This is a genomic window from Desulfobacter sp. (assembly GCA_028768545.1).
In the GTDB taxonomy this organism is placed as follows: Bacteria; Desulfobacterota; Desulfobacteria; order Desulfobacterales; family Desulfobacteraceae; genus Desulfobacter.
Genome location: CP054838.1, coordinates 460954 through 484809 on the forward strand (window position 1 = coordinate 460954; position 23856 = coordinate 484809).

General features: G+C 51.7%; 21 protein-coding genes and 1 pseudogene. 14 read left to right on the forward strand and 8 right to left on the reverse strand.

Annotated elements, in window-relative coordinates; all coding sequences use genetic code 11:
* Positions 1-2: 2 nt before the first annotated feature.
* The 6 genes and pseudogenes from HUN05_02170 to HUN05_02195 all read right to left on the reverse strand — a co-directional run bounded on the left by HUN05_02170 (position 3) and on the right by HUN05_02195 (position 5612).
* Complete coding sequence (locus HUN05_02170) at positions 3-836, reverse strand: methyltransferase domain-containing protein (GenBank protein ID WDP84112.1); 834 nt, start codon at positions 834-836, stop codon at positions 3-5.
* Complete coding sequence (locus HUN05_02175) at positions 811-1530, reverse strand: ABC transporter ATP-binding protein (GenBank protein WDP84113.1); 720 nt, start codon at positions 1528-1530, stop codon at positions 811-813. Before HUN05_02175 ends, HUN05_02170 begins: the two co-directional genes overlap by 26 nt.
* A 10-nt stretch (positions 1531-1540) precedes the next feature.
* Positions 1541-2451, reverse strand: a pseudogene (locus HUN05_02180) (iron ABC transporter permease).
* Positions 2441-3553: an ABC transporter substrate-binding protein gene (locus HUN05_02185; protein WDP84114.1), complete on the reverse strand. Its 1113-nt coding sequence runs from the start codon at positions 3551-3553 to the stop codon at positions 2441-2443. Before HUN05_02185 ends, HUN05_02180 begins: the two are co-directional and overlap by 11 nt.
* A gap of 44 nt (positions 3554-3597) precedes the next feature.
* On the reverse strand, positions 3598-4068 hold the full coding sequence (locus HUN05_02190) for a TonB-dependent receptor (GenBank protein ID WDP87887.1): 471 nt from the start codon (positions 4066-4068) through the stop codon (positions 3598-3600).
* Positions 3987-5612 (reverse strand): TonB-dependent receptor, encoded by a 1626-nt coding sequence (locus HUN05_02195; GenBank protein WDP84115.1) that lies wholly within the window; start codon positions 5610-5612, stop codon positions 3987-3989. Before HUN05_02195 ends, HUN05_02190 begins: the two co-directional genes overlap by 82 nt.
* Positions 5613-5898: 286 nt before the next feature.
* On the opposite strand from HUN05_02195, the gene cobU reads away from it, so the two are divergent.
* The 11 genes from cobU to HUN05_02250 all read left to right on the forward strand — a co-directional run bounded on the left by cobU (position 5899) and on the right by HUN05_02250 (position 19261).
* Positions 5899-6450, forward strand: coding sequence for a bifunctional adenosylcobinamide kinase/adenosylcobinamide-phosphate guanylyltransferase (cobU, locus tag HUN05_02200; GenBank protein ID WDP84116.1), 552 nt, complete (start codon positions 5899-5901; stop codon positions 6448-6450).
* A complete protein-coding gene (locus HUN05_02205) occupies positions 6447-7421 on the forward strand; it encodes a radical SAM protein (GenBank protein ID WDP84117.1) in 975 nt (324 codons plus the stop codon). The genes cobU and HUN05_02205 overlap by 4 nt, the downstream gene beginning before the upstream one ends.
* Complete coding sequence (locus tag HUN05_02210) at positions 7418-8179, forward strand: adenosylcobinamide-GDP ribazoletransferase (protein ID WDP84118.1); 762 nt, start codon at positions 7418-7420, stop codon at positions 8177-8179. The genes HUN05_02205 and HUN05_02210 overlap by 4 nt, the downstream gene beginning before the upstream one ends.
* A gap of 16 nt (positions 8180-8195) precedes the next feature.
* On the forward strand, positions 8196-9278 hold the full coding sequence (locus HUN05_02215) for a pyridoxal phosphate-dependent class II aminotransferase (protein WDP84119.1): 1083 nt from the start codon (positions 8196-8198) through the stop codon (positions 9276-9278).
* Between the two features lie 26 nt (positions 9279-9304).
* Positions 9305-10261 carry a cobalamin biosynthesis protein CobD gene (cobD, locus tag HUN05_02220; GenBank protein WDP84120.1) on the forward strand — a complete coding sequence of 319 codons (957 nt, stop codon included), beginning with the start codon at positions 9305-9307 and terminating at the stop codon, positions 10259-10261.
* Positions 10262-10264: 3 nt separating this feature from the next.
* Positions 10265-11107 carry a sugar phosphate isomerase/epimerase gene (locus HUN05_02225; protein ID WDP84121.1) on the forward strand — a complete coding sequence of 281 codons (843 nt, stop codon included), beginning with the start codon at positions 10265-10267 and terminating at the stop codon, positions 11105-11107.
* Positions 11108-11315: 208 nt separating this feature from the next.
* A complete protein-coding gene (locus tag HUN05_02230; protein WDP84122.1) occupies positions 11316-11912 on the forward strand; it encodes a TetR/AcrR family transcriptional regulator in 597 nt (198 codons plus the stop codon).
* Between the two features lie 2 nt (positions 11913-11914).
* Positions 11915-13096 carry an efflux RND transporter periplasmic adaptor subunit gene (locus HUN05_02235; GenBank protein WDP87888.1) on the forward strand — a complete coding sequence of 394 codons (1182 nt, stop codon included), beginning with the start codon at positions 11915-11917 and terminating at the stop codon, positions 13094-13096.
* 184 nt (positions 13097-13280) lie between these two features.
* Positions 13281-16424 carry an efflux RND transporter permease subunit gene (locus tag HUN05_02240; GenBank protein ID WDP84123.1) on the forward strand — a complete coding sequence of 1048 codons (3144 nt, stop codon included), beginning with the start codon at positions 13281-13283 and terminating at the stop codon, positions 16422-16424.
* Entirely contained in the window at positions 16414-17979 is a 1566-nt protein-coding gene (locus HUN05_02245) for an efflux transporter outer membrane subunit (GenBank protein WDP84124.1), read from the forward strand. Before HUN05_02240 ends, HUN05_02245 begins: the two co-directional genes overlap by 11 nt.
* A 190-nt stretch (positions 17980-18169) precedes the next feature.
* Entirely contained in the window at positions 18170-19261 is a 1092-nt protein-coding gene (locus tag HUN05_02250) for a hypothetical protein (protein WDP84125.1), read from the forward strand.
* 30 nt (positions 19262-19291) lie between these two features.
* Here HUN05_02250 and HUN05_02255 read toward each other — a convergent pair whose 3' ends face one another.
* Both HUN05_02255 and HUN05_02260 read right to left on the reverse strand, forming a co-directional pair.
* Positions 19292-19747, reverse strand: a complete 456-nt coding sequence (locus tag HUN05_02255; GenBank protein WDP84126.1) for a TerB family tellurite resistance protein — start codon at positions 19745-19747, stop codon at positions 19292-19294.
* 120 nt (positions 19748-19867) lie between these two features.
* Positions 19868-20311: a DMT family transporter gene (locus tag HUN05_02260; GenBank protein ID WDP84127.1), complete on the reverse strand. Its 444-nt coding sequence runs from the start codon at positions 20309-20311 to the stop codon at positions 19868-19870.
* A 293-nt stretch (positions 20312-20604) separates the two neighbouring features.
* Between HUN05_02260 and HUN05_02265 the strand changes: the two genes are divergently transcribed.
* The 3 genes from HUN05_02265 to HUN05_02275 all read left to right on the forward strand — a co-directional run bounded on the left by HUN05_02265 (position 20605) and on the right by HUN05_02275 (position 23855).
* On the forward strand, positions 20605-21078 hold the full coding sequence (locus tag HUN05_02265; GenBank protein ID WDP84128.1) for a DUF2058 family protein: 474 nt from the start codon (positions 20605-20607) through the stop codon (positions 21076-21078).
* A 193-nt stretch (positions 21079-21271) separates the two neighbouring features.
* Complete coding sequence (ispG, locus tag HUN05_02270) at positions 21272-22357, forward strand: flavodoxin-dependent (E)-4-hydroxy-3-methylbut-2-enyl-diphosphate synthase (GenBank protein ID WDP84129.1); 1086 nt, start codon at positions 21272-21274, stop codon at positions 22355-22357.
* On the forward strand, positions 22350-23855 hold the full coding sequence (locus tag HUN05_02275) for a proline--tRNA ligase (GenBank protein WDP84130.1): 1506 nt from the start codon (positions 22350-22352) through the stop codon (positions 23853-23855). The genes ispG and HUN05_02275 overlap by 8 nt, the downstream gene beginning before the upstream one ends.
* Position 23856 lies beyond the last annotated feature (1 nt).

Consider the following 23856-nt stretch of genomic DNA (forward strand, 5'->3'; position numbering starts at 1 on the left):
CCTCATTGGGAAACCTGCCAATGGACCAGGGCGGACCGGTTGCCCTGTGGCCAGACCCATTGATCTTGTTTTTGAATCAGGTGGGCGTCCAGAAGCCCGGACAGATAATCGTCATGACAAGGCTCGTCTTGTATGCCCAGCCGGTTTTTTACCTCTGCCAGGGCCAGGGCCAGGGTGTCATGGGACCAGACCTGCCAGGCGTCGGCATCCTCCATGATCACGTCAGGATAAATATCCATGGCCAAAAGGCAGTTATAGGCCACCTGGAAATTGGGGCTGTCATAGGGCTGACCCAGGACCCGGGTACTGGCCTGTGACATGAGAGAGTCTGCAAACGGGGCCCGCAAGACCAGGATGCATCCTTTTTTTGCACTTGTGTTCATCTGGGATACAAAGGCCTTGAAATCTCTTTGCCCGTACATGGAATGGGAGGCCAGTATCCAGTCATGGGCTTTGATTTTTGGATCCGGCCAGGTTGAATCCAGGATGCTGATATTGTCTGTGTTTTTAATTTTTTCCCTTAACACCGACTGCATGGCCTTTGAGGGTTCTAAGGCCGTGATTTGCCCGGCATAAGGGGCGGCCAGCAATGACCACTTGCCCGTGCCCGCCCCGATGTCCAGGAGACTGGATCCGGGATTGTTTTTAAGGGTGGTCACAAGAAAATCCCTTGAGGAATCCGGTTTTGCCCAGCGCTGGTCCACCATTTTATCAAAGGCCTTGGCCCGGTCTTTCCAGAAATCCTGGTCTTTGTCTTTTTTCTGCCTTGTAAAGGCAGCCGCCTGGATTTGGGACAACTCTTCCCATAGTTTAAACCAATTGGTGATTTTTTCCATAATTCTCCTTGAGCAAAGGGATACATATTTTTCTGTTGTCAAGCACCTTGACCACCTTGACATTGATGCCGTAAGCCGCCTTGAGCGTCTCATCGGTGAGCACCTGTGAGGGGGGACCGATCTCTTGGAATACCCCGGATTTGAGTATGGCGGCCTGGTCCGCGCTGATAAAGGCATGGTCAGGAAAATGGGTGGCCATGATAATGGTGATCTTGTCCCTGGAAAGTCCTGCCACGGTTTCTAAAATTTTGATCTGGTTCCCAAGATCCAGATGGGAGGTGGGTTCGTCCAGAAGCAGGATTTTGGGAGACTGGGTCAAGGCCCTTGCAATGAGGACCAGCTGCCATTCCCCCCCGGAAAGCCGGTTGCAGGGCCGGTTGGCCCTGCCCATGACCACAACATCTGCCACATAAAAGGGAAAGGCTGAGACCAGGTTCTGGGGGACAAACCCCAGGAGCATGGCAATGTTTTGGAAGGATAGGCCTGACAGGTTTTCCCCGTTGATTTTTACCTGGCCCGTGGTGGGGGGCAGCAGCCTTGCCACGGATTTGAGAAAGGTGGATTTGCCCGATCCGTTGGGGCCGAGCAGGCAGAAGACCTCTCCCTGGTCCAGGTCCAAATTTATCCCTTTGAATACAGGGGTGGCTGTGTGGTAGCCAAAGCTTAGGTTGCGGATACTTACCTGGGCTGCCATTATAGGGTTTCTCCTGGGTTTTGCTCAACAGCAGGGCAAAGACCGGGGCCCCGAATATGGCGGTAAGGATGCCGATGGGGATTTCCGTTACCAGGGCGGTCCTGGCAATGGTATCCACGGTGGTCAGGTAGGCTGCGCCGATCACCATGGATACGGGGAGCAGGTATTTATGATCCGGACCCACCAGGAGCCTGCCGATATGGGGGATCATGATACCGATCCAGCCGATGATGCCTGAGATGCATACGGCCGAAGCCGTGGCAATGGTGGCGGATACAATGATCAATGCCTTGAGCCGTTCCGTATTTACCCCAAGCGATTTTGCATCTTCCTCGCCCATGGCCAGAAGATTGATCCGCCACCGCACCGAGATGAGGATAAAAAGACAGAGGATAAAAATGGGGCCTGTCAGGGTCAGATCTTTGACCGATACATGGTTTAAGGAGCCTAGAAGCCAGAACACAATGGCCGGCATTTTGTTCATGGGGTCTGCAATGTATTTGAGAAACGAGGTCATGGCCGAAAATAAAGACCCGACCACAATGCCTGAAAGCACCAGCATGAGGATGGGGGTCATTTTATAGACCCTGGACAGGCCATAGGTCAGGCCCACAGCCAACAGGCCTGACAAAAATGAGATGAGATGGATGAGGATGAGGCTGCCCCGACCAGGATCCCTGCCATCACCCTTGGCAGGCGGACATCCATGACCACGGAATAGGCTGTCTGGGTCCAGTCCGGTTCCATGGGGATCAGGGAGGAAAAAAGTATTTTCATGACCTGGGTGACAGGAATGTCCACCCGGCCAAAGCTTAAGGCCGCAATGGCCGTGACCAGGAGCAAACCGGTCAAAAACCGGATTTTAGCCTCGGCAGAGAATCGTTTCTGATGTTCAGGACCATGGCCGGCCTTATTGACCATGCTTTATCCCCTTCATCATTTTAAACTCATAATGCCCCTTTAAAATATCCTCAGCCTGTTGGTCTGAGAGCTGAAAGTCCATGATTTCCCTGTAAAATTGTTTGACAATCCCCGGCAGGTCAACATCCTGGAATCGTTTTGGATAGGCAATGCTGGCCAGCCACAATGGGAAAATCACGGCGGACTCTGCCGTGGGCCGGTTAAAGATAAAGATTCTGGCTGGCTGGGCATGGATATGTTTTTCCCTGACCGCCCGGATATGGCGCCATTGGGGATCTGCGTAGACATCTTGGGGGCTGCCGAAGTTGATGATCAGGATATCCGGGTTCCAGTCCAGCACCTGTTCCATGGAAACCTCTCCCAGGCCTGAGTGGAGGCCTGTCCGTTTTCCAATGGTGGTCACGGATTTGGCTGCATTGAGGCAGCCGGCCATTTCTATGCGTTCCTGCATAAAGGTGTCCCCGCCCAGGGTGACCAGCCGGCTGGGGCTGTACCCCTGGAATACGGTTTTGCGTTTGTTGTCCGGGATATTTCCTGTGCGGTCCAGAACCAGGGCAAGGATTTTGTCGAGAAATTCAGTATAGGCCCTGGCCCGGTCCTCAGCCCTGAACAAATATCCGTAAAATTGGATTTCCCTTTTAATGTCTTTTACGCCCTCGCCCATGCTGTCGTCGAGAAAAGCCACGGGTATCCTTGTTTTTTCAAGGACGATTGAGCCGTCAATATCCCCTGTCACAACAATCTGGGGCCTTGACTGGATGAGTTCTTCAATATTGATATTGCCGGCGGTGGTTCTGGGTCCGGGCAGATCCGAGATGGGGGGATAAATTTCTTGGACCAGTTTGGACATTCTCAGGGTGTTGGTCATGGCGCACAGCCGGTCCTGAATTCCCAGAATAAAGGCCATCTGGCCTGTGGGCCCGCTCAAAAGTCCAATCCGGTCCAAGGGATCCTGGACCCGAAAGCATCTTTGCTTCATGTCCGTGATGCTGCGGGTTGATATGGGGGAGGCTTCAGGGAGTTCAGGTTTTGGGTAAAGCCAGTGTTTTGACACCAGGGCCAGGGCTGCGACAAGAATGATGCCCAGATATTTTTTTTTCATTGGTATATACCCCCGGGCAGGGCCCGGGGGGTCCTTGTTCCGGGTTAAAAATTAAAGGAAATGCCTGCCAGAAAATTTCTCCCGGGCATGGGGCCTGATCCCTCTTCATAATTTTCATCAAAGAGGTTTTTAACTTCAATGAAAATGTCCGAGGAGATTTTTTCCGTAAAGGAAAAAGCCTGGTTCAGCTTTGCATTGACCACTGTAAAGTCGCTGATGGTGTATTTGTCGCCTGAGTTTTCATACTCGTACTGCTCGCCGGTATAGACCAGTTGGAGAGCGGCGGTGAGGCCGAAATCGAAAAAATACCGGGCATCCAGGGTGAACTTGTGATCCGGGATGAATTCAGCATCTGTTTCTTCACTTGTGGCACTGTCCTTGTCTTTGGCCGTCATATAGGTGTACCCCAAACCCAGGTCCAGATTCCAGGGGGTCATGTACCGTAAGGTGGTTTCAAGCCCCTTGATATCGGTTTCCCCGACATTTTCATACTCCCGGCTGGCGTTTCTGATAATTCTGTCTTTACATCATTGAAAAATCCGGCGGCCGTCAGGGTCACAGAATCGCCAAACTGCTTGGACCCGCCGATCTCATAGGCAATGGTGGTCTGGGCATTGAGTTCGGAGTTACCCCCGGCAAGGTTGGAGTAGAGTTTCTGCATCTGGGGAAATCTTGTTTTTTTGCCCACGGATGCGTAGAGGTTGAACGCCTTTGAAAAATCATAGGCAATGCCTGCCTGGGGGTTCCATTCGCTGGTTTTGTCCCTTGTGACGCCGCCGTACGCCTTTTGGGGATCATGGGTGTCGTAGCTCACACCGGCTTTGAGGGTCAGTTTTTCAAAGAGACGGATTTCATCTTCAATCCCAAAGGAGTATACATTTGTCTCATACTCTTCTTCCGGCTCATAGCCTGTGTCCATCCAATAGTCGGTCTGTTTATTGTTATCTTTCATATAAGATGCGCCCAGCTTTAAAAGGCTGATGTCCCCGAAGTCAAGATAGGCGTGGAGCTCGCCGCCGACCGTGTAATCGTCATAGGAGCTTTCATCAAACCATCTGCCGGCCGGAAAATTATGGGCCGGGCGGTTGTCCCAGTTCAGGTCCTTGAGGGTGTCCTCGTGGTCTACATAATAGAGTCTTGCCTTCATGGTTAGGATTTCTGTGAAGTCATGCTCTCCCACCAGGCTGGCATTCCATTGTTTCCATTCGTCAAATTCCCAGTACCGCGGATAGTTGAACCGGCCCCCGCCTTCTGTGGGGCAGCCTTTTTCATTGTCATGGTAATCAAAGGAAAAGTAGATCTTTGAGTTGTCGTCAAAATCATACCCGAACTTGGTGTTGAGGGTGTTGTTGGTGTAATGGCTTAAATCCCTTGTGCCGCCGGCTTCATTGTATTCGCTGCCAATTCCGGTTCTGGGGTTGTTGGGATCAAAATCGCTGGAAAGCTCAAACCCGTCGCTGGTTCTATGACTGGCCGTTACCCAATAGTTGAATTTGCCCTTGGATCCCCCGTGGTTGAGAATATAATTCTGGGTGGCGTTCTGGCCAAAGGAGGTGGTCACCTGGGTATAGGGCTCTGCCCCGCCTTTTTTGGTGATGATATTGATCACGCCGCCCAAGGTGTTGGGGCCGTAGAGAACCGAAGATGCGCCCTTGATAACCTTGATCTGGGCAATGGCATCCACCGGGATCTGGCCCAGGTCAACGGATCCGTTATAGGATGAATGGGTAGGAACCCCGTCAATGAGAATTTTTACGTCCTGCTGGTCAAATCCCCGAAGTTTAATGCCGTATTGGCCTTTCCCGCCGATCTGCACATCCACCCCCGGGAAAAGGTCCAGGGCATCTGCCACATTCTGGGCACCCTGAAGCCGGATATCCTCGGCAGAGACCACATCGGTGGTGGTAATTTTGTCTGAACTCTGGGACTTGTCTATGACCAGCACCTGGCCCAGGTCAAAGACCTGATCTCCTGTTTTTTCTTCTGCCAGAACAGGCCCTGTTCCGGATAAAATAAAGAGCAGCGCAACGCATATGAACACATTACCAAGTTTCATCATCGCCTCCGTTATATTAAAATTAGCCTGCTTTATGGGAGCAGGTCGAAAAGTAGTTTATTATAAATATCGTTTATAATTGTCAATATTTGTAATAATTATTAATTAAATTATAGATTTAAATGTTTTAACGAACTGTTACAGACTATAAATAACCCTGTGATCGGGAATTCTTGTTTTGTTTTTCCTCTTTTTTTCCAACACCATTTTTAAGTTGCATCCCCGGGCCCGGATATTATATCCTTGCCCAGTTTATGCGGTTTAAATATCAAGGCGGAAAATACTAATAATGGAAGATCCAGCAAAGATAACCCTGGTGATCGGGGGGTGCCGGAGCGGCAAAAGCCGGTATGCCCTGGACATAGCCAATACAATGGCAAGGGATAAAAAAATTTATCTGGCCACCTCTGTTCCCGAGGACGATGAAATGGAAAAACGGGTGACCCGTCATCAGGCGGAAAGGGGAGCGGACTGGGAGACCATTGAAGAGCCTGTTCTGATCCACGAGGCCATTTTAGGGGCAGCAGACAGGGCCCAGGTTCTCCTGGTGGACTGCCTGACCCTGTGGACCTCAAATCTTTTGTTCAAAGGCGAGGATGAACACAGGATCATGGCAGGGGTGGACAAGCTTAATTCTACATTATACCAGTCGGCTTGCCCTGTGATTCTGGTCTCCAATGAAGTGGGATACGGGATTGTTCCTGAAAATACACTGGCCCGGCAGTTTCGGGATATGGTCGGCCTGGTCAACCAGAGGGTGGCAGCTGCGGCAGACCGGGTGATCCTGACCGTGGCGGGAATTGATGTGCAGATTAAACCCGGGCCTGGGGGGATGAAATGAAATACCGGCATTTGTTCGGGCCTGTGGCCTCCAGGCGTCTGGGGGTGTCTCTGGGGGTGGATCTGGTGGTTCACAAGGTCTGCAGCCTGAACTGCCTCTATTGCGAGTGCGGGAAGACCACGACCCCTACCATGGAAAGAAAGGACTGGGTCCCCTTTGACCGGGTGCAAAAAGAGTTGGATCATTATTGGGCCGCCAATGATGACCCGGATTATATTACCTTTTCAGGATCAGGGGAACCTTGCCTCAACATCCATCTGGGCCGGGTGATTGCCTATATTAAGGAGAAAAAACCCAATATCCGGGTGGCGGTGCTCACCAATGCCACCCTGCTCACGGATCCTGGGGTCAGGGCTGAATTGTTAAAGGCAGACCTGGTGGTGCCGTCCCTGGACGGGGTGTCAAAAGAGGTGTTTGACAGGATAAACCGGCCCTGTGTTCCCATGGACCCGTTAAAAATAGTTGAGTCCATCCAGGCCTTTGTCCGGATGTTTAAGGGTCAGGTCTTTTTAGAATTATTTATCCTGGCCGGGATCAACAACACCCCCGAGGAGCTTGCCCTGTTCAAGGATGCCATTGCCCGGATCCGGCCGGATCTGGTGCAGCTCAACTCTTTGGACCGGCCCGGGACCAGTCCTGATGCGGTTGCTGCCAAAAGGGCGGACCTTGAAAAAATCAAAGAAATTCTGGGTCCTGACCGGGTTGAGATCATTGCAAGAAAGCCCAAGACCACCCCGGCCGCCAATCCAAGGTCAGGGTCGGATCTGGCCTCTTTTGTGGTTGAGACCATTCATCGGCGGCCTTCCACCTGTGAAGATCTTTGCACCATGCTCGGGGCGGAGATGGAAGAGGTTCAGGCCATTTTGGATGATCTGGCTGAAAAAGGAGAGGTTGAATTTCAGACCCAGAACCGGGGCATTTTTTATCAGACCTGCAAGACAGGATCAAATTGTGGGGATACGCCTCAATGAACAAGAGACCCTCTTTTTTTTATGACCTAAAGGCCTGCCTGGCATTTATCACCATTTTGCCCACAGGAAAAGAGATTGCCTATTCTCCCATGGGCATGATTCGGTTTTTCCCGGTGGTCGGTCTGATCATCGGCCTGGCTTTGGTGCTGGCCGATCAAATTGCCTCTTTTTTCTGGCAGAGTCCTGTGGCCGCATTGATGGATCTTCTCTTTTTGATAGCCGTTACCGGGGCCTTTCATCTGGACGGGCTCGGTGATACGGCAGACGGAATGTTCAGTCATAGGGGCCGGGATCGGGCCCTGGAGATTATGAAAGATTCCAGAACCGGCATGATGGGCCTTGTGGCCGTGGTCATGGGCCTGGCCCTGAAACTGGCCGGGATATGGTCGGTGAAAGAGAGCTGTTCCCCTTTTCAGCTCATGGGTATTCTGGTTTTAGTGCCGGCCTATGCAAGGGTGTCCATGATATTCGGGATCAAGTTTTTAAACTACGGGAGAAAGGGCCATGGCACGGGCAAGGATCTTTTTGACGCCCCTGTGACGGTCAAGGATTTTGCCTATTGTCTGATTCCCCTGTTTTTATCCCTGTTTTTCGGGTATAAGGGCGTGATTTTAAACCTGGGATTTGGGTTGGGCACACTGGCCATTTTATGGTTTTATAAAAAAAATATGAACTGCATTACAGGAGACATGTTAGGCGCCATGACAGAATTGATGGAAGCGTTCTTATTTCTGGCTGCCGGCATGGTATGGATCTGATAACAGGAAAGAAAAAATGATTCTGGGACACGGGGGAAATAAACAGCAGCTGGCAGACCGTCTGGGATGCCCCACAGATGAGATCATTGACATGAGCTCCAACCTAAACCCTTTGGGCCCGCCTGAAATGATTCACGGACTGATCCGGGAAAAAATTCATAGCATCCATGCCCTGCCCGAACCTGCCGGAGATGCCATGGCAAAAGGGTTTGCCCGATACCACGGCATTGATCCGGGTCTTGTGATTCCGGGCAACGGCACCACTTTTTTTATTTACACCCTGCCCATGGCCCTGAATCCTGAAAAGGTTTTGATTTTAGGGCCTACCTATTCGGATTACCAGGATGCCTGCGCCATGCACGGCATTGAATATTCTCTATCTCCTGCAAAAAAGGAATCGGGTTTTCACCCGGACCTGGATCTTGTTTCAGCCCAGGCCGCCCAGGCAGACCTGGTCTTTGTCTGCAATCCCAACAATCCCACCGGGGCTTTGATTCAAAAACAGGATTTGCTGGCATTGATCAAGGCCCATACAGGGACCTGTTTTGTGGTGGATGAATCCTATCTGCCCTTTGTGGATGATGCCGATGCGCTCTCCTTTGTGAAAGATACCGAAATTGCCAATTTACTGGTGCTCTCTTCCATGTCCAAGATTTTTAGAATCCCCGGGCTGCGCACAGGATTTTTAAGCGGGGCCAAGCCCCTGGTTGACAAGGTCATGGCCTATTACCAGCCCTGGAGCGTCAATGCCCTGGCCCAGGAGGTGATCCAAAAGATTTTTAGCCGGCCCCAGGAGATTGACCCGTTCTACCAGAAGACCCGGGACTATATTAAAGAAGAAAAGGCAAAATTTATTGCCGCCCTGGCAAATGTCCCGGGCATCCGGGTATTTGATTCTCCCACCTATTTTGTTTTGGCAGAACTTGAAACCATGACTGCTAAACTATTTTGTGACCTTGTGGGCGAAGACAGGATACTCATCCGGGACTGTGGAAATTTTCAGGGACTTTCAGAGCGTTTTGTCCGGTTTTCCCTGAAAACCGAATCCATTAACCAGGCCCTGGTCTCCAGCATCAAAAAGGCATTGACCCATGATTAACCTGCTTTCTTGGAGACCTTGCTCCCATGTTTGAGATTTCATGGCCCGTGATCGCAGGGGCATTTATCCTGGATTTTTTGGCAGGGGATCCTAGAAACCTGCCCCATCCCATTGTGTGGATGGGAAATGCCATCTCTTTTTTTGAACCCCGTTTCAGGCGGTGGATCCGCTCTCCTTTTTGGGCCGGCCTGGTCTTTGCCCTGGTCCTTGTCTTTTTTACCTTTGCCATTGCCGGCCTGGTGGTTTATCTGGGGATCAGGATTCATCCTTTGGCCGGAACCGGGATCCAGGTGGTGATGCTCTATTATTGTTTTTCCGCCCAAAGCCTTTTCCGGGCCGCCATGGATGTGGCCCGCCCGCTTATGGCAGGGGATATTTCCAGGGCCAGGATGATGATGGGATATATCGTGGGCAGGGAAACCCGCACCCTTGACCGGGAAGGCATAGCACGTGCGGCCTGCGAAACCGTGGCTGAAAATTTTGTGGACGGGTTTTTATCTCCCTTGTTTTTTGCCCTGGTGCTCGGGGTGCCCGGGGCCATGGCCTACAAGATGATCAATACCCTGGATTCCATGGTGGGATACAAAAACAAGACCTATATCCTCTTTGGCAGGGCCGCTGCCCGGATAGATGATATGGCCAATTATATTCCGGCCCGGCTTTCAGTTCTGGTGATTTCCTTTTCCGCCGCCCTGTTCGGTCCCCTTCATGGGAAAACCGCATTTTTAACAGCCCTTTTCCAGGGGAAAAATCATAAGAGCCCCAATGCCGGATTTCCCGAGGCTGCATTTGCAGGCGCCATGCAGATGCGAATGGGCGGGCCCAATATCTACCACGGCCGCATGGTGGACAAACCCTATATCGGCTCAGAGTTTAAGGACCCCGCCCCGGACAGGATACAAAAGGCCTGCGAACTCATGATGATCTCAGCCCTTGTCTCTGTTGTTGCAGCCTCTTTAATCCTATGGGGCATCAAAGGTTAGTCCATGGAAAAAAATCTTAAGCCCAGGCCTTTTAAGCTGGGCACCACCTCTTTTATTTATCCGGGTCATATCATCCCCAATGTCAGGCAGATCGGTGCTTTTTTTGATGAAATCGAGCTTCTGGTTTTTGAAAGCCTGCCTGATGAGGTCCTGCCCTCAAAATCGGATGTCAGGGTGCTGGCAGAACTGGGGCAGGATCTGGATCTGAGCTATAATGTTCACCTGCCCACGGATGTCAGCTTGACCTGCGACTCCCGTGTGGAAAGGCAAAAGGGGGCTGATGTCCAGAAAAAAGTGGTGGAGCGGTTTGACCTGCTCTCTCCGTTTACCTTTACCCTTCATCTGGACATGGACCGAAACCTTTCAGGGCCTGAGCCGGTCAAGGCCTGGAAAGCGCAGGCAAGACAGGGTCTGGAACTTTGGGTCCCCGGCCTTGGGGATCCTTCGCGGGTTTCGGTTGAGACGCTGTGGTATTCGCCGGACCTGTTTTTTCCCCTGGTCCGGGAGTTTGGCCTCGGTGTATGCGCCGATGCAGGCCACCATTTTAAGTACGGGTATGACCTGGCCCATACCTTTGAGCGGTTTAAAGATGCCATCACCATTGTTCACCTTCACGGGGTGGATTTTTCAGGAAAGAATCCAAAGGACCATGTCGGCCTGGACCGTCTTCCCAAAGAGATGCTGGATCAGGCCATGACCCTTGTTGAATTTTTCCAAGGCACCCTTTGTCTTGAGGTCTTTAATTTGAATAATTTAACAGCCTCTTTGGCGACATTGTCCCGGTATTTTAAGGATATTCCTTTACCACGAACCATTCCTGGGAGTCTTGACAAACAACAGCCTTGATTTGCATCGTGCATTTGGCGACCCGTCAGACTGCATTTATCCCCCCAAAAAAAAATTGACAAAACAGAGTTTCATCTCTATATTGACTCGAAATTCAATATTTAACTTTAAAGTCATTGTTTGAGATTGATAGTCAAAAGCGCTGTTTCCTGTCCCCAAAATTGGGCGAAACTGGCAGGAGACCCTTATTAACACTGGGATTTATCAAATGAAGAAAATCAGCAAGAGAAAAGAACTCATGGACAGGCTGATAAAAGAAGAAGTGGTTAAAACCGTGATTGACCTGATCCAGAACGACCGCCAGGTGACCATGGACGAGGTTGCCCTTTGTTGCGGGGTGGCCAAGGGGACCCTTTACAATTATTTTAAGAACAAAAAAGGGCTGCTGGCCTTTGTCCATGAATCCATGATTCTGCCCATTAAAAAAAGTTCCCAAAAATTTTTTGAAGCACCCATCAGTCCCCGGAAAAAAATATACGCCTTTGTGGACAATGTCTTTGACTTTCATAGAGAGTACCCCCTTTATTTTAAGTTTATCCAGAGCGAGCGCTCTGGCGCGGAATTAATTGACGAACGGATGTCTTTGGCCATCCTCCCGTTGATCAAAGTCTGCCAGGAAGGAATTCAAACCGGCCAATTTCTGGATGCAGACCCTTCAGTCATGGCCAATATGATTTTCGGCACTGTGATCGGCACCATGGAATCCCTTCCCTACCGGGAGGCACCTATTTTAGATATGGAAGATCTTAAGCAGGACATTATCAAGCTTATAGACAGAATTATACTCAAGGAAAAAGAAAAATGAACATGAAACGCTTTTTGTCCGGATGTATTTGCGCAGCTTTTCTGGGCGGTATTTATTTTTATTTTACAGGCCAATTGCAATGGCCCCCGGCCCTGGCCCAGAACCAGGCATCCTCCCCGGAGCAAGATTCGGCAAAAAAACCATCCATGCCCTTGGCCCAGGTAACGGTCTATACGGTCAAAAGTCAGGACCTTGTATTTACAAAGGATCTCTCCGGAAGGACCTCTGCCTTTCAGGTGGCTGAAATCCGTCCCCAGGTGACCGGTATTATTTTCAAACGGCTGTTCAACGAAGGCAGTTTTGTGGAAAAAGGTCAGCAGCTCTATCAGATTGATCCGGCCACTTACCAGGCAGCCTATGCCTCTGCGGCTGCCAGGCTGAAAAAGGCCATGGCCGATGTCAAGGCCGTGGCGCCCAAGGTGAAACGGTATACCCGGCTGGTGAAAATGGGCGGGGTGAGCGGGCAGCAATACGATGACGCCCTGGCGTCCCTGGCCCAGGCAGAGGCCGGGATTGCCGTGGCCAAGGCCAATCTGGCCACGGCAAAAATTAATTTAGACTATACAAAGGTCATCTCCCCCATATCCGGCCGCATCGGCAGATCCGCCGTCACCAAAGGCGCACTTGTGACTGCCAACCAGCCGACAGCCCTGGCCGTTGTCCAGAATCTGGACCAGATTTATGTGGATGTGAATCAGTCCAGCCAAGATCTTATTGAGCTGCGCCGTCACATAAAAGACAGGTCTGCCCCTCCCATGGCCGCCCTGTTTATGGGCAAAGAGACCACCCCCTTTGGCCTTCAAGGGCAAATCCTTTTCTCGGATGTGACCGTGGACCAGGGCACGGGCATGGTGCAATTAAGGATATTGTTCCCCAACCCGGAAAAGGAACTGCTGCCAGGGCTTTTTGTACGGGCCCGGGTGGAGCAGTCCAGGCATGGCAACGCCATTACCATCCCCCAGCAGTCCGTGGTCCGCAGGGCTGACGGCTCTGTTTCAGCATGGGTAGTTGACAGCACAGATACGGTCATGCCCCGTGAGATCAAAGTATCCAAAGTGGTCGGGGACCAATGGCTTGTGACCTCCGGTCTTGCTCCCGGGGACCGGGTGGTGGTTGAAGGCCTCCAGAAAATCCGTCCCCAGGCAAAAGTGGCCACCGTTGAAATGACCTCTGCCAAGTCTTAAATGATACCTCTTATGATTCTTTGAACAAAATCCTGTCCATATGCAGGGCGCACCTTCAAGGTCTGCGCCGGGCAATGCAATACCGGAGCGTACCATAAGCCCGGATGATCGACTTTTGGCAGGGGTGTTCAGCAGCACAAAAGAGGGATGAGTTTTCATTTAATCAATAAATCAGGATAAAAACATGTCCAAATTTTTCATAGAACGACCCATTTTTGCGTGGGTCATTGCCATCGTTATCATGCTGGCCGGGCTCTTTGCCGTGCTCACCCTTCCGGTGGAGCAATACCCAAAAATTGCTCCACCCAGCGTGCAGATCTCCACAAGCTATCCCGGGGCCTCGGCCCAGGTGCTGGAGAACAGCGTCACCCAGGTGATCGAGCAGGCCCTCACCGGTATCGATCATTTAAGATATTTTTCCTCTGCCAGTGAATCCAGCGGCCAGCTGACCATTACCCTGACCTTTGAGCCGGAAGCAGATCCGGATATCGCCCAGGTCCAGACCCAGAACAAGGTGGCCACCATCACCAACCTTCTGCCCTCGGAGGTCCAGCAGCAGGGGATCACCGTGAAGAAAACCAGCAGCAGCTTTCTGCTTTTAGTGGGGCTGTACTCCAAAGACAATACCATGACAGACCTGGATATTTCCGATTATCTCAAGTCCAACATGGCCGATCCGCTTTCCCGGATTCAGGGGGTGGGGGATCTTGAGGTTTTCGGTGCCCAGCATGCCATGCGCATCTGGCTTTCCCCTGAAAAACTTCACTCATTTTCTCTCATGCCCGCAGATGTGATCAGATCGATCAAAGCCAGGAACGCGGACGTCACCTCCGGCCAGCTGGGCGGTGCCCCTGCGGTTCAGGGCCAGCAGCTCAACGCCGTGGTATCGGTTCAGTCCAAACTCAAGACGGTAAAAGATTTCCAGCAGATCCTGGTCAAGGTCAATTCCGACGGATCCCAGGTGCGGCTTAAGGATATTGCCCGGGTTGAACTGGGATCGGAAAATTACAGCATCCGTTCCCGGTACAACGGCAAACCTGCCGCGGCCATGGCCATCACCCTGGCCACCGGGGCCAATGCCCTGGATACGGCAGACCGGGTCAAGGCCAGGGTTGGCGAGCTGACCCAATTTCTGCCTGCAGGGCTTGGGGTGATTTTCCCCTACGATACCACCCCCTTTATAAGGCTATCCATTCACGAGGTGGTCAAAACCCTGGTGGAGGCCATTTTTCTGGTCTTTTTTGTGATGTATCTGTTTTTGCAGAATTTCAGGGCCACCCTCATCCCCACCATTGCCGTTCCGGTTGTGCTTCTGGGCACCTTTGGGGTGCTGTCGGCATTCGGGTTTTCCATCAATGTGCTCTCCATGTTCGCCATGGTCCTGGCCATCGGCCTTCTGGTGGACGATGCCATTGTTGTGGTGGAAAATGTGGAAAGGGTGATGACCGAAACAGGCCTTCCCCCCAAAGAAGCCACACAAGAGTCCATGGGACAGATCACAGGCGCCCTGGTGGGCATTGCCATGGTGCTTTCGGCTGTCTTTATCCCCATGGCCTTTTTCAGCGGATCAACCGGCGCCATCTATCAGCAGTTTTCTTTGACCATTGTATCGGCCATGGCCCTGTCCGTGGTGGTGGCCCTGGTTCTGACCCCGGCCCTATGCGCCACCATGCTCAAGCCTGTGGCCAAGGGGCATCACCACGGAAAAAAAGGGTTCTTCGGCTGGTTTAACCGCAGCTTTGATTCAGGCAGGTCCATCTACGGCAGCAGTGTGAAATACACCACGGCCCGGGTCTTTCGTTTTCTTCTCATTTATGCTTTGATCATTGGCGGCCTGGTTTATATGTTCAAAGGCATTCCCACAGGATTTCTGCCCGATGAAGACCAGGGCATGATGATGACCATGATTTCCGCCCCCCCCGGTGCGACCCTGGAACGGACCGGAGAATCCGTCAAAAAAATGGAAAATTATTTTTTAAACCAGGAATCTGAAAATCTGGAAAGCATGTTTACGGTGACCGGGTTCAGTTTTGCCGGCCGCGGACAGAACATGGGCATGGGATTTGTCAACCTAGAAGATTGGGATAAACGGGGACGGCCGGATCAGAAGGCCGCAGCCATTGCCCAGCGGGCCATGCAGCACTTATACGCTGTCAAGGATGCCTCTGTGTTTGCATTTATTCCCCCGCCCATCACTGAGCTTGGCAATGCAACCGGGTTTGATTTTCAGCTGGTGGACTCCGGGGGCCTGGGCCATGAAGCCCTGATGGCGGCCCGCAACCAGATGCTGGGCATGGCCTCCCAGAATCCTGAACTTGTGGGGGTCCGGCCCAACGGGCTCTCTGATTTACCCCAGTACAAGTTGAATATTGACTATGAAAAGGCCGAAGCCCTGGGGCTGTCCACCGACAATATCACAAGCGTCCTCCAGGCCGCCTGGGGATCTGTCTATGTCAATGACTTCATGGACAAAACCCGGGTTAAAAAGGTGTATATGCAGGGATCTGCCGATTCAAGAATGGTCCCCGCTGACATTGACCGGTGGTATGTACGGAACAATACCGGCGAAATGGTGCCCTTTTCTTCTTTTTCCGAAGGAGAATGGTCCTTTGGCTCCCCCCGGCTGGAACGGTACAACGGTATCTCATCCATGGAAATTTTAGGAGCACCTGCCCCGGGGGTCAGCTCGGGTGAGGCCATGGGCCTGGTTGAGGATATGGCAGCCAAGCTGCCCAAGGGCATCGGCATTGAATGGACCGGCCTTTCCTATGAGGAACGGGCTGCAGGGTCCCAGACCGGCCTGCTCTACTCCATCTCTCTGCTCTTTGTTTTTCTCTGCCTGGCCGCCCTGTACGAAAGCTGGTCCATCCCGTTTTCAGTCATGCTCATCGTGCCCCTGGGGGTCATCGGATCTGTGATTGCCACCCAATGGGCAGGATTGAACAATGACGTTTATTTTCAGATCGGCCTGCTGACCACCGTGGGGCTGGCTGCCAAAAATGCCATCCTTATTGTGGAATTTGCCAAAGACCTTTACGAAAAGGGAGAGGACCTTGTGACCGCCGCCGTAATTGCCTCGGAACAGCGGCTTCGGCCCATTCTCATGACCTCTTTTGCCTTTATTCTGGGGGTCACGCCCCTGGCCCTGTCCACGGGTGCCGGCTCAGCCAGCCAGAATGCCATCGGCATCAGTGTCATCGGGGGGATGGTGGCTGCCACATCCCTGGCCCTTATTTTTGTACCCCTGTTCTTTGTCCTCATTGAAAAAAGAAGCAAAAAGAAAAAACAAAGCCCCAGTGCCCAAGGAGAATTGGTCAATGTTCAGTAAATTATTCAATACGGTTGTTACGGCTGCCATTGCCGCCAGTCTGGTGCTCACCCAGGGCTGTTCTTTTATTCCCGAGTACCAGCGGCCGGATCTGCCCGTTGAAACGGCCTGGCCCAGTGAAGACCAGATCCGTGAAGGCCAGCCCAGTCAAGATCAGGTCCGTGACGATGGGGTCAAAGCCCCGGCCCAGAACGGCGCAATCCAAAAGGATCCGGTGTCAAGGGATCTGGCAGATAAGACCGCCCCAGCCGGATCCAAAGAAAAAGAGGCTCTCATGCCTGCAGCGAAGATTGGCTGGCAGGCCTATTTTCTGTCCACCAACCTGCGGCAGATCATTGCCCTGGCCCTGGACCACAACCGTGATCTTAAAATTGCCCTGCTCAATATTGAACGGGCAAGGGCTGCATACAGGATAGAAAAAGCCGATACCCTGCCCGTGATTGCGGGGAGCGCCGGTGCCTCCCGCCAGGGCGTGCCCGAAGACAGCAGTGCCGCCGGAACGGCCTATACCTCTGATACCACTCTGAGCGCCAACCTTGGGCTGACCGCCTATGAACTGGACTTTTTCGGCCGGGTAAAAAGCCTGAATGAAAAGGCATTGGAGGTCTTTCTGGCCTCTGAAGAGGCGGCTTTAAGCACCCGGATTGCCCTCATCGCCCAGACCTCCGATGCCTATGTCACCCTGCTGGCCGATCAAAAACTGCTGGTGCTTGCCAGGGATACATTCAAGGCCCAGAAAGAGACCTATGATGTGATTAAAAAACAGTTTGAGGTGGGCTCGGCCACCCGGCTGTCCCTGGCCCAGGCCGCAACTTCCGTTGAAAGTGCCCGGGTGTCCATTGCCCAGTACACACGGCTGGTAGCCCAGGCGGAAAATGCCCTTATTCTGTTGGCCGGGCCGCAGGTGAAAGATAAGATAACGCCCGAAGAGACCATTGATGATATCAGGTTTTTGGAAAACCTGCCCCCGGGAATGCCCTCCCAGGTCCTGCTGGCACGTCCCGATATCCGGGCGGCCGAACACAGGCTCAAGGCCTCAAATGCAGACATCGGAGCGGCACGGGCCGCCCTTTACCCGACCATCAGTTTGACCGGCACATTGGGATTTTCCAGCCAGAGCCTCGACGCTTTGTTTGATGTCTCCGACAGCCTTGCCTGGGGATTTGCCCCCTCTTTGTCCATTCCCATTTTCAACCGGGAGGGGCTGAATGCCAGCCTGGAATCTGCCCGGGTCAGTGAAAAGATTGCTGCTGCAGAGTATGAAGATGCTGTCCAGACCGCTTTCAGGGAAGTGGCAGACCAGCTTGCGGCCCGGAAAACATACAAGGATCAGCTTGACGCCCAGAATGCCTTGGTCTCGGCCACCCATGAGGCCTTTATTCTGTCCAAAGCCCGGTATGAAAACGGGGTGGACGACTTTTTGGCCGTCCTGGACTCCCAGCGTTCCCTGTTTGCAGCCCAGCAGGGGGCCATTGCGATCAGGCAGGCCTTTTTAAGTAATTTGATCCACCTTTACAAGGTCATGGGCGGAGGACAGATCGACGGCGGGGAGTAGCCCGAAATATCCGGGTTGACCAACGTGGGGCCGGCCAATTTCACCAGGGCGATTTTTATTTAAAAACATAGTAAAGTATTTTGTGAACCATACCGATTCTCTGATGTATATGCGTGTGTGGAAAAAGAGATCAAGGCATCGCTTTTTTTCAACTAAGGTCAGCCAGATCACCTCAAGGAGGATCAAATTAATGAAAATAAATACCTCTGAAGTTCATTATGATTCAATTTCACAATCCCGCCTCAGCCAAACCAGCCGGGCTTCGGCCTATTATCAGACCCGGGGTAAGGATACCGTGGAGATTCGGGATGAGGCCAGGTCAGAGTGGGGTTCCCGGACAAAAGTGCAGGGGACGGCGGTGGATCTGGACGATGATCTGGAAAAAAATATCTATTTAAGCTCTGTTTTTTCCTGGGCCGCCGATACCATTGATCTGCTGGTGTCGGAATTTCAAAGCCAGGGTCAGAAGGATCTGACCCCTTCTGGCTCCCGGCAGATGGGACCGGGTGAAAACCTAAATCCCGGCAATGCCACGGCAGACACGCTTGAGGATCAGCAGATTGACTTGTACCGGGAGATGGCTTTTCAATTCAGGAAAAAGGCAGATGCCCTGAGTCCTGTGGCACGGACGGATCAGGCCTCTAAGCTGAAAAGAACCTGGCAAACGGAAACTCAAAATACCCTTGTCCGGGCAAGGGGGGTGGTTGAAACCCAGGACGGCCAGACCCTCAATTTTTCTTTGGATGTGGCCATGGAAAGAGAGTCTGCTCGTTTTTCCTATGAGACCATTCAGATGGTTGATCCCCTGGTGATCAATTTTCAGGGAACGGCTGCGCAATTGAGCGACCAAAAAATGGAATTTGACCTGAACGGAGACGGAGAGAGACAAACCATTGCCCGGCTGAAATCCGGGAGCGGATTTTTGGCCCTGGACCTGAACAATGACAAACAGATCAACAACGGCAGGGAATTGTTCGGCCCGACCACAGGAGACGGGTTCCGGGAACTGTCTTTTTACGACCAGGACCAGAATCACTGGATTGATGAAAATGATGCGGTTTACGAACAATTGATGGTCTGGTCCATGGACGCCCATGGAGAAGATGTCCTGACCAAATTATCTGAGTCAGGCATTGGCGCCATTCACCTGGGAAACGTCTCTTCCGATTTTTTACTTACGGGCAGTGACAACAGCGCATTGGGACAGGTTTCTTCTTCGGGTGTCGCTCTCACAGAAGAGGGGGCTGTCAGGTCCGTCCAGCAGATTGATCTTGTGGTATAAGAGGCCATGAATTTAAAATCACAGCCTTTTTTATGACAGCTGTTTTCGTGCCCGCAGCTTGGCGTCGATCAAATCTTTGTGACCTAAACGAAGAAGGGTTGCAAGTTTATGGGCAAAGTGATCTTCATGGGCTTCAAGGTGATTGTTCAGTAAAATAATGCGCCAGACAGATTCCATGATGTCCATTTTTTGTTTTTCATTAAAATTGTCGTTTATAAAATGGGTATAGCGGAAAAGGTTTACGTACTCTTTGCGCTCTTTTCTGCTGTCGTTGATCAGGGTGTGAATGTCGTTTGGGGAGATATCAAAATTTGCCACAAGTGTTTCAGCAAGATGCTCTTTTTCTTGTTCACTGCACTCACCATCTGCATAGGCTGCCTCAAGCAGCAGTACGGTCAGGGCTAAATGGGCGGTCAGCGCATCCTCATCTGTGGCGGGTGTGCTGTCCTTGCCGGTGCTGATCATTTTTTTGATTAAATCAAACATCTTGTGTTCATATCCTTTTGAAAGGTTGAAAAATATCTTCTCTGTGATGGATTGTTTTTTACTATAAGTCCCCGGAAACAAGGGGTCAAGAGGTCTTTGGTTCGGTGCTGATCTGGCAAACTAAAATTTGCGTATTAACAATACTCCCGCCGTAATGAGTGCCACCCCGAGCAGGCGCGGCCAGTTAAACGGCTGAACCGGTATGCCAAAAGAGCCAAAGTGGTCCAGAATCAGCGCCATGACCAACTGGCCTGCCACGACAAGGCAGAAGGTCAAGGTTGACCCGAGCTTTGGGGTGAGTATGATGGTGGCGGTGACGTAAAATGCGCCGAGCAGGCCTGCAAACCACAGGGTCCAATGGACATGGGAGATCTCTCGGATGGCGTTAAATTCCATTCGGCAGACCAGGCCGTAAACCAAAAGGCCCATGGTGCCCACGGCAAAAGAGATCAGAGCGGCGTAAAAAGGGTCTCCAATGGCCCGTCCCATCCTGGTATTCATTCCAGCCTGCAGAGGGGCCAACATTCCGGCTGCAAATGCCAGCATCAGCAATAGTATTTTCATGGGATATGGCTCCTGTAAATAGGGTTGAAACTCAGTATCATATCGTTTTTGAGCGGTTGAGGCCATAAAAAAAAGATCAACCCGCCCAGGATTGTATTTCTGGGGAGGTGTATCATTTCTGTCCTGATATTTGAGGGTCTCCACTCCTTCTAGGATACAAAAGAGAAGCAAATCCATTCATAACAATCAAGATATCAGCTAAAGACAACCCATGCAATAAGGTCTTGCCCCCTCTTGATTTCAGGGGAGAGGATATATTATTGTAAGGATATATTTTTATAAAAAGGATTTCCATGGGATTATCATTGCAGGATCAGCTCCTCAAAGCCGGGATTGCTGATAAAAAACAGGCTAAAAAGGCCAAACATGAAAAACGGGTTAAGCGTAAGAAAAACAAGGGAAAGAAAATTTCCCCTGAAATAAACCAAACCCAAAAGGACCAGGCGGTCCAGGCCCGGCGAAGCCAGGAACTCAACCGTCAGCTCAACCGGGAAAAAGCCAGGCTTGAAAAACTATCTCAGGTAAGACAGCTCATTGAAACCAACCGGCTGAAACTGGATAAATACGAGGCCCCCTATTATTTTAAGGTGGGCAAAAAAATTAAAAAACTTTACGTTAACGAGGATATAACCAAGAAACTCAGTCGCGGAGATTTGGCCATTGTGAGCCTTCATGGGCTGTTTGAAATTGTCCCGGGTAAGGTGGCCCAGCAGATAGCAGAGCGTGATCAAGAGGCGGTGGTCGTCTTTTACCAGGAAGATCACTAAGCCTGGCTTGAATTGCCGGCACATCTTGTTAAACCCTTTTGTGACAGGGAGCCCATCTGATGGGGCTTGCTGTCTTGAAAAGCAGGGTATGAATATGGTATCCTAATACGATTGGACATTTTTTGCTTGGGCCGGGGCCATCCGGCACAGGCATTTTACGTTTTTATAACCCTTTAATTTGAAAAGGACAGCCATGGCATTGGTCAAAGAACGGCGAAGGACCCGGCAGATAAAGGTGGGATCCCAGGAGATCGGTTCTGATGCAAAGGTGTCGGTTCAGTCCATGACCAATACCCAGACCCAGGATGCAAAAGCCACGATTGGACAGATTCTGGCTCTGGAAAAGGCCGGGTGCGAAATTGTCCGGGTGGCAGTGCCGGATATGGATGCGGCCCGGGCCATCCGGCAGATCAAAGAGAGCATTCATATCCCTTTGATTGCCGATATCCATTTTGATTATCGACTGGCCCTGGCATCTGCGGAATCCGGGGTGGATGGGCTGAGGATCAACCCGGGAAATATCGGAGAAGAAAAAAAGATCAAGGCGGTGGTTGACTGTGCCAAAGCCCACGGCCTGCCCATCAGGGTGGGGGTGAATGCAGGTTCCCTGGAAAAGGAGATTGCCAAAAAATACGGGGCCACCCCAATGGCCATGAAGGAGAGTGCGCTTTCCAATATCCGGATTTTGGAAAATTTAGGGTTCTACGATATAAAGGTCTCTTTAAAGGCCTCGGATGTGGAGCGGACCGTGGAAGCCTATCGCCTGCTTGCTCCCCTGACCGATGTGCCCTTTCATGTGGGGGTAACCGAGGCCGGCGGCCTTTATGCCGGCATTACCAAGTCAGCCATCGGCATTGGTATACTCCTGTCCGAGGGGATCGGGGATACCATCCGGGTCTCTTTGACCCGGGACCCTGTGGAAGAGATCAGAACCGGGTTTGAAATTTTACGGGCCCTGGGTATTCGCCAGCGTGGGCCTGAGCTGATTTCCTGCCCCACCTGCGGCCGGTGTAAAATCGATCTGTTTAAAATTGCCGAACAAACAGAAAAAGCTTTACTTGAACGGTCTGCAAGGATTAAGGTTGCTATTATGGGCTGTGCCGTCAACGGCCCCGGGGAAGCCAAGGAAGCCGATATCGGCATTGCCGGGGGAGACGGCAAGGGGATATTGTTTAAAAAGGGAAAAGTGATCAGAAAAATTGACCAGGACTGCCTGGTGGACCAATTGCTTGAAGAAATTGATTTAATGACAAAAGATGCGGAGGATATAAATGGGTAAAAAAGTTAAAACAGCCATCACCCCCACCCGGGAAGAGGACTATCCCCAGTGGTACCAGGAGGTGGTAAAGGCCTCGGACATGGCCGAAAATTCACCGGTCCGGGGGTGCATGGTCATCAAACCCTGGGGGTTTGCCATCTGGGAAAATATCCAGCGCCAAATAGATGCCATGTTCAAGAAGACCGGGGTTAAAAATGCCTATTTTCCTCTGTTTATCCCTTTGAGCTACCTTGAAAAAGAGGCCGAGCATGTGGAAGGCTTTGCCAAGGAATGCGCCGTGGTCACCCACCACAAACTTGAACAATCTGAAGATGGCGGGCTGAAACCTGCCGGAGAACTGGCCGAGCCCCTGATTGTGCGCCCGACCTCCGAGACCATCATCGGAGAATCCATGTCCAAATGGACCTCTTCATACCGGGATCTGCCCATTCTGCTCAACCAATGGGCCAATGTGGTGCGCTGGGAAATGCGGACCCGGATGTTTTTGCGGACCTCTGAGTTTCTCTGGCAGGAAGGCCATACCGCCCATGCCACCAAAGAAGAAGCCATTGACAGGACCCTGCAGATGCTGGATGTTTATACGAAGTTTGTGGAAGAGCATTTGGCCATGCCCGTGATCAGGGGGCAAAAGTCGGAATCAGAACGCTTCCCAGGGGCGGATGACACCACCTGCATCGAAGCCATGATGCAGGATAAAAGGGCCCTGCAGGCCGGGACTTCCCATTTTCTCGGACAAAATTTTGCCAAAGGATCCAATATTACCTTCCAGAATGAAGCCGGGGAAGAGGCCCACGCCTGGACCACCTCCTGGGGCACTTCCACCCGGATGATCGGGGGGATGATCATGGTCCATTCGGATGATGACGGCCTGGTGGTCCCGCCCAGGGTCGCGCCCGCCCATGTGGTGATTTTGCCCATCCTGAAAAAGGGTGGGGACAATGACCAGACCTTAAAAAGCGCCCAGGCCTTAAAAGAGGCCCTTGGGGCCAAACTATACCACGGCCGGCCCGTGGAGGCGGAGATTGACAACCGGGATATCGGCGGTGCCCGCGGGTGGGAGTGGGTGAAAAAAGGGATTCCCATCCGGGTTGAAATCGGGCCCAGGGATATTGCAAACAACTCTGTTTTCATGGCCAGAAGAGATACCAATAAAAAGGCCGGCATGGACAGGGAGACCTTTGTGGACACCATTGGAGAGATTCTGGATGATATCCAGAGCACCTTGTTCCAAAGGGCACTTGCCTTTAGGGAGGAAAACACTTTTTCCATTGACGATAAAAAAGAATTTTACACCCTGTTTAAAAAGGCAAAAGGTTATAACAACGGGGCCTTTGTCATGTCCCACTGGTGCGGGTCAGGCCGGTGTGAAGAAAAGATTAAAAAAGAGCTGTCCGTGACCATTCGATGTATTCCCTTTGACAGCCCCAAACAAGAGGGAACCTGTATCTGTTGCGGAGAAAAAAGCGAGCAGCGGGTCTTGTTTGCCAAGGCATATTAAG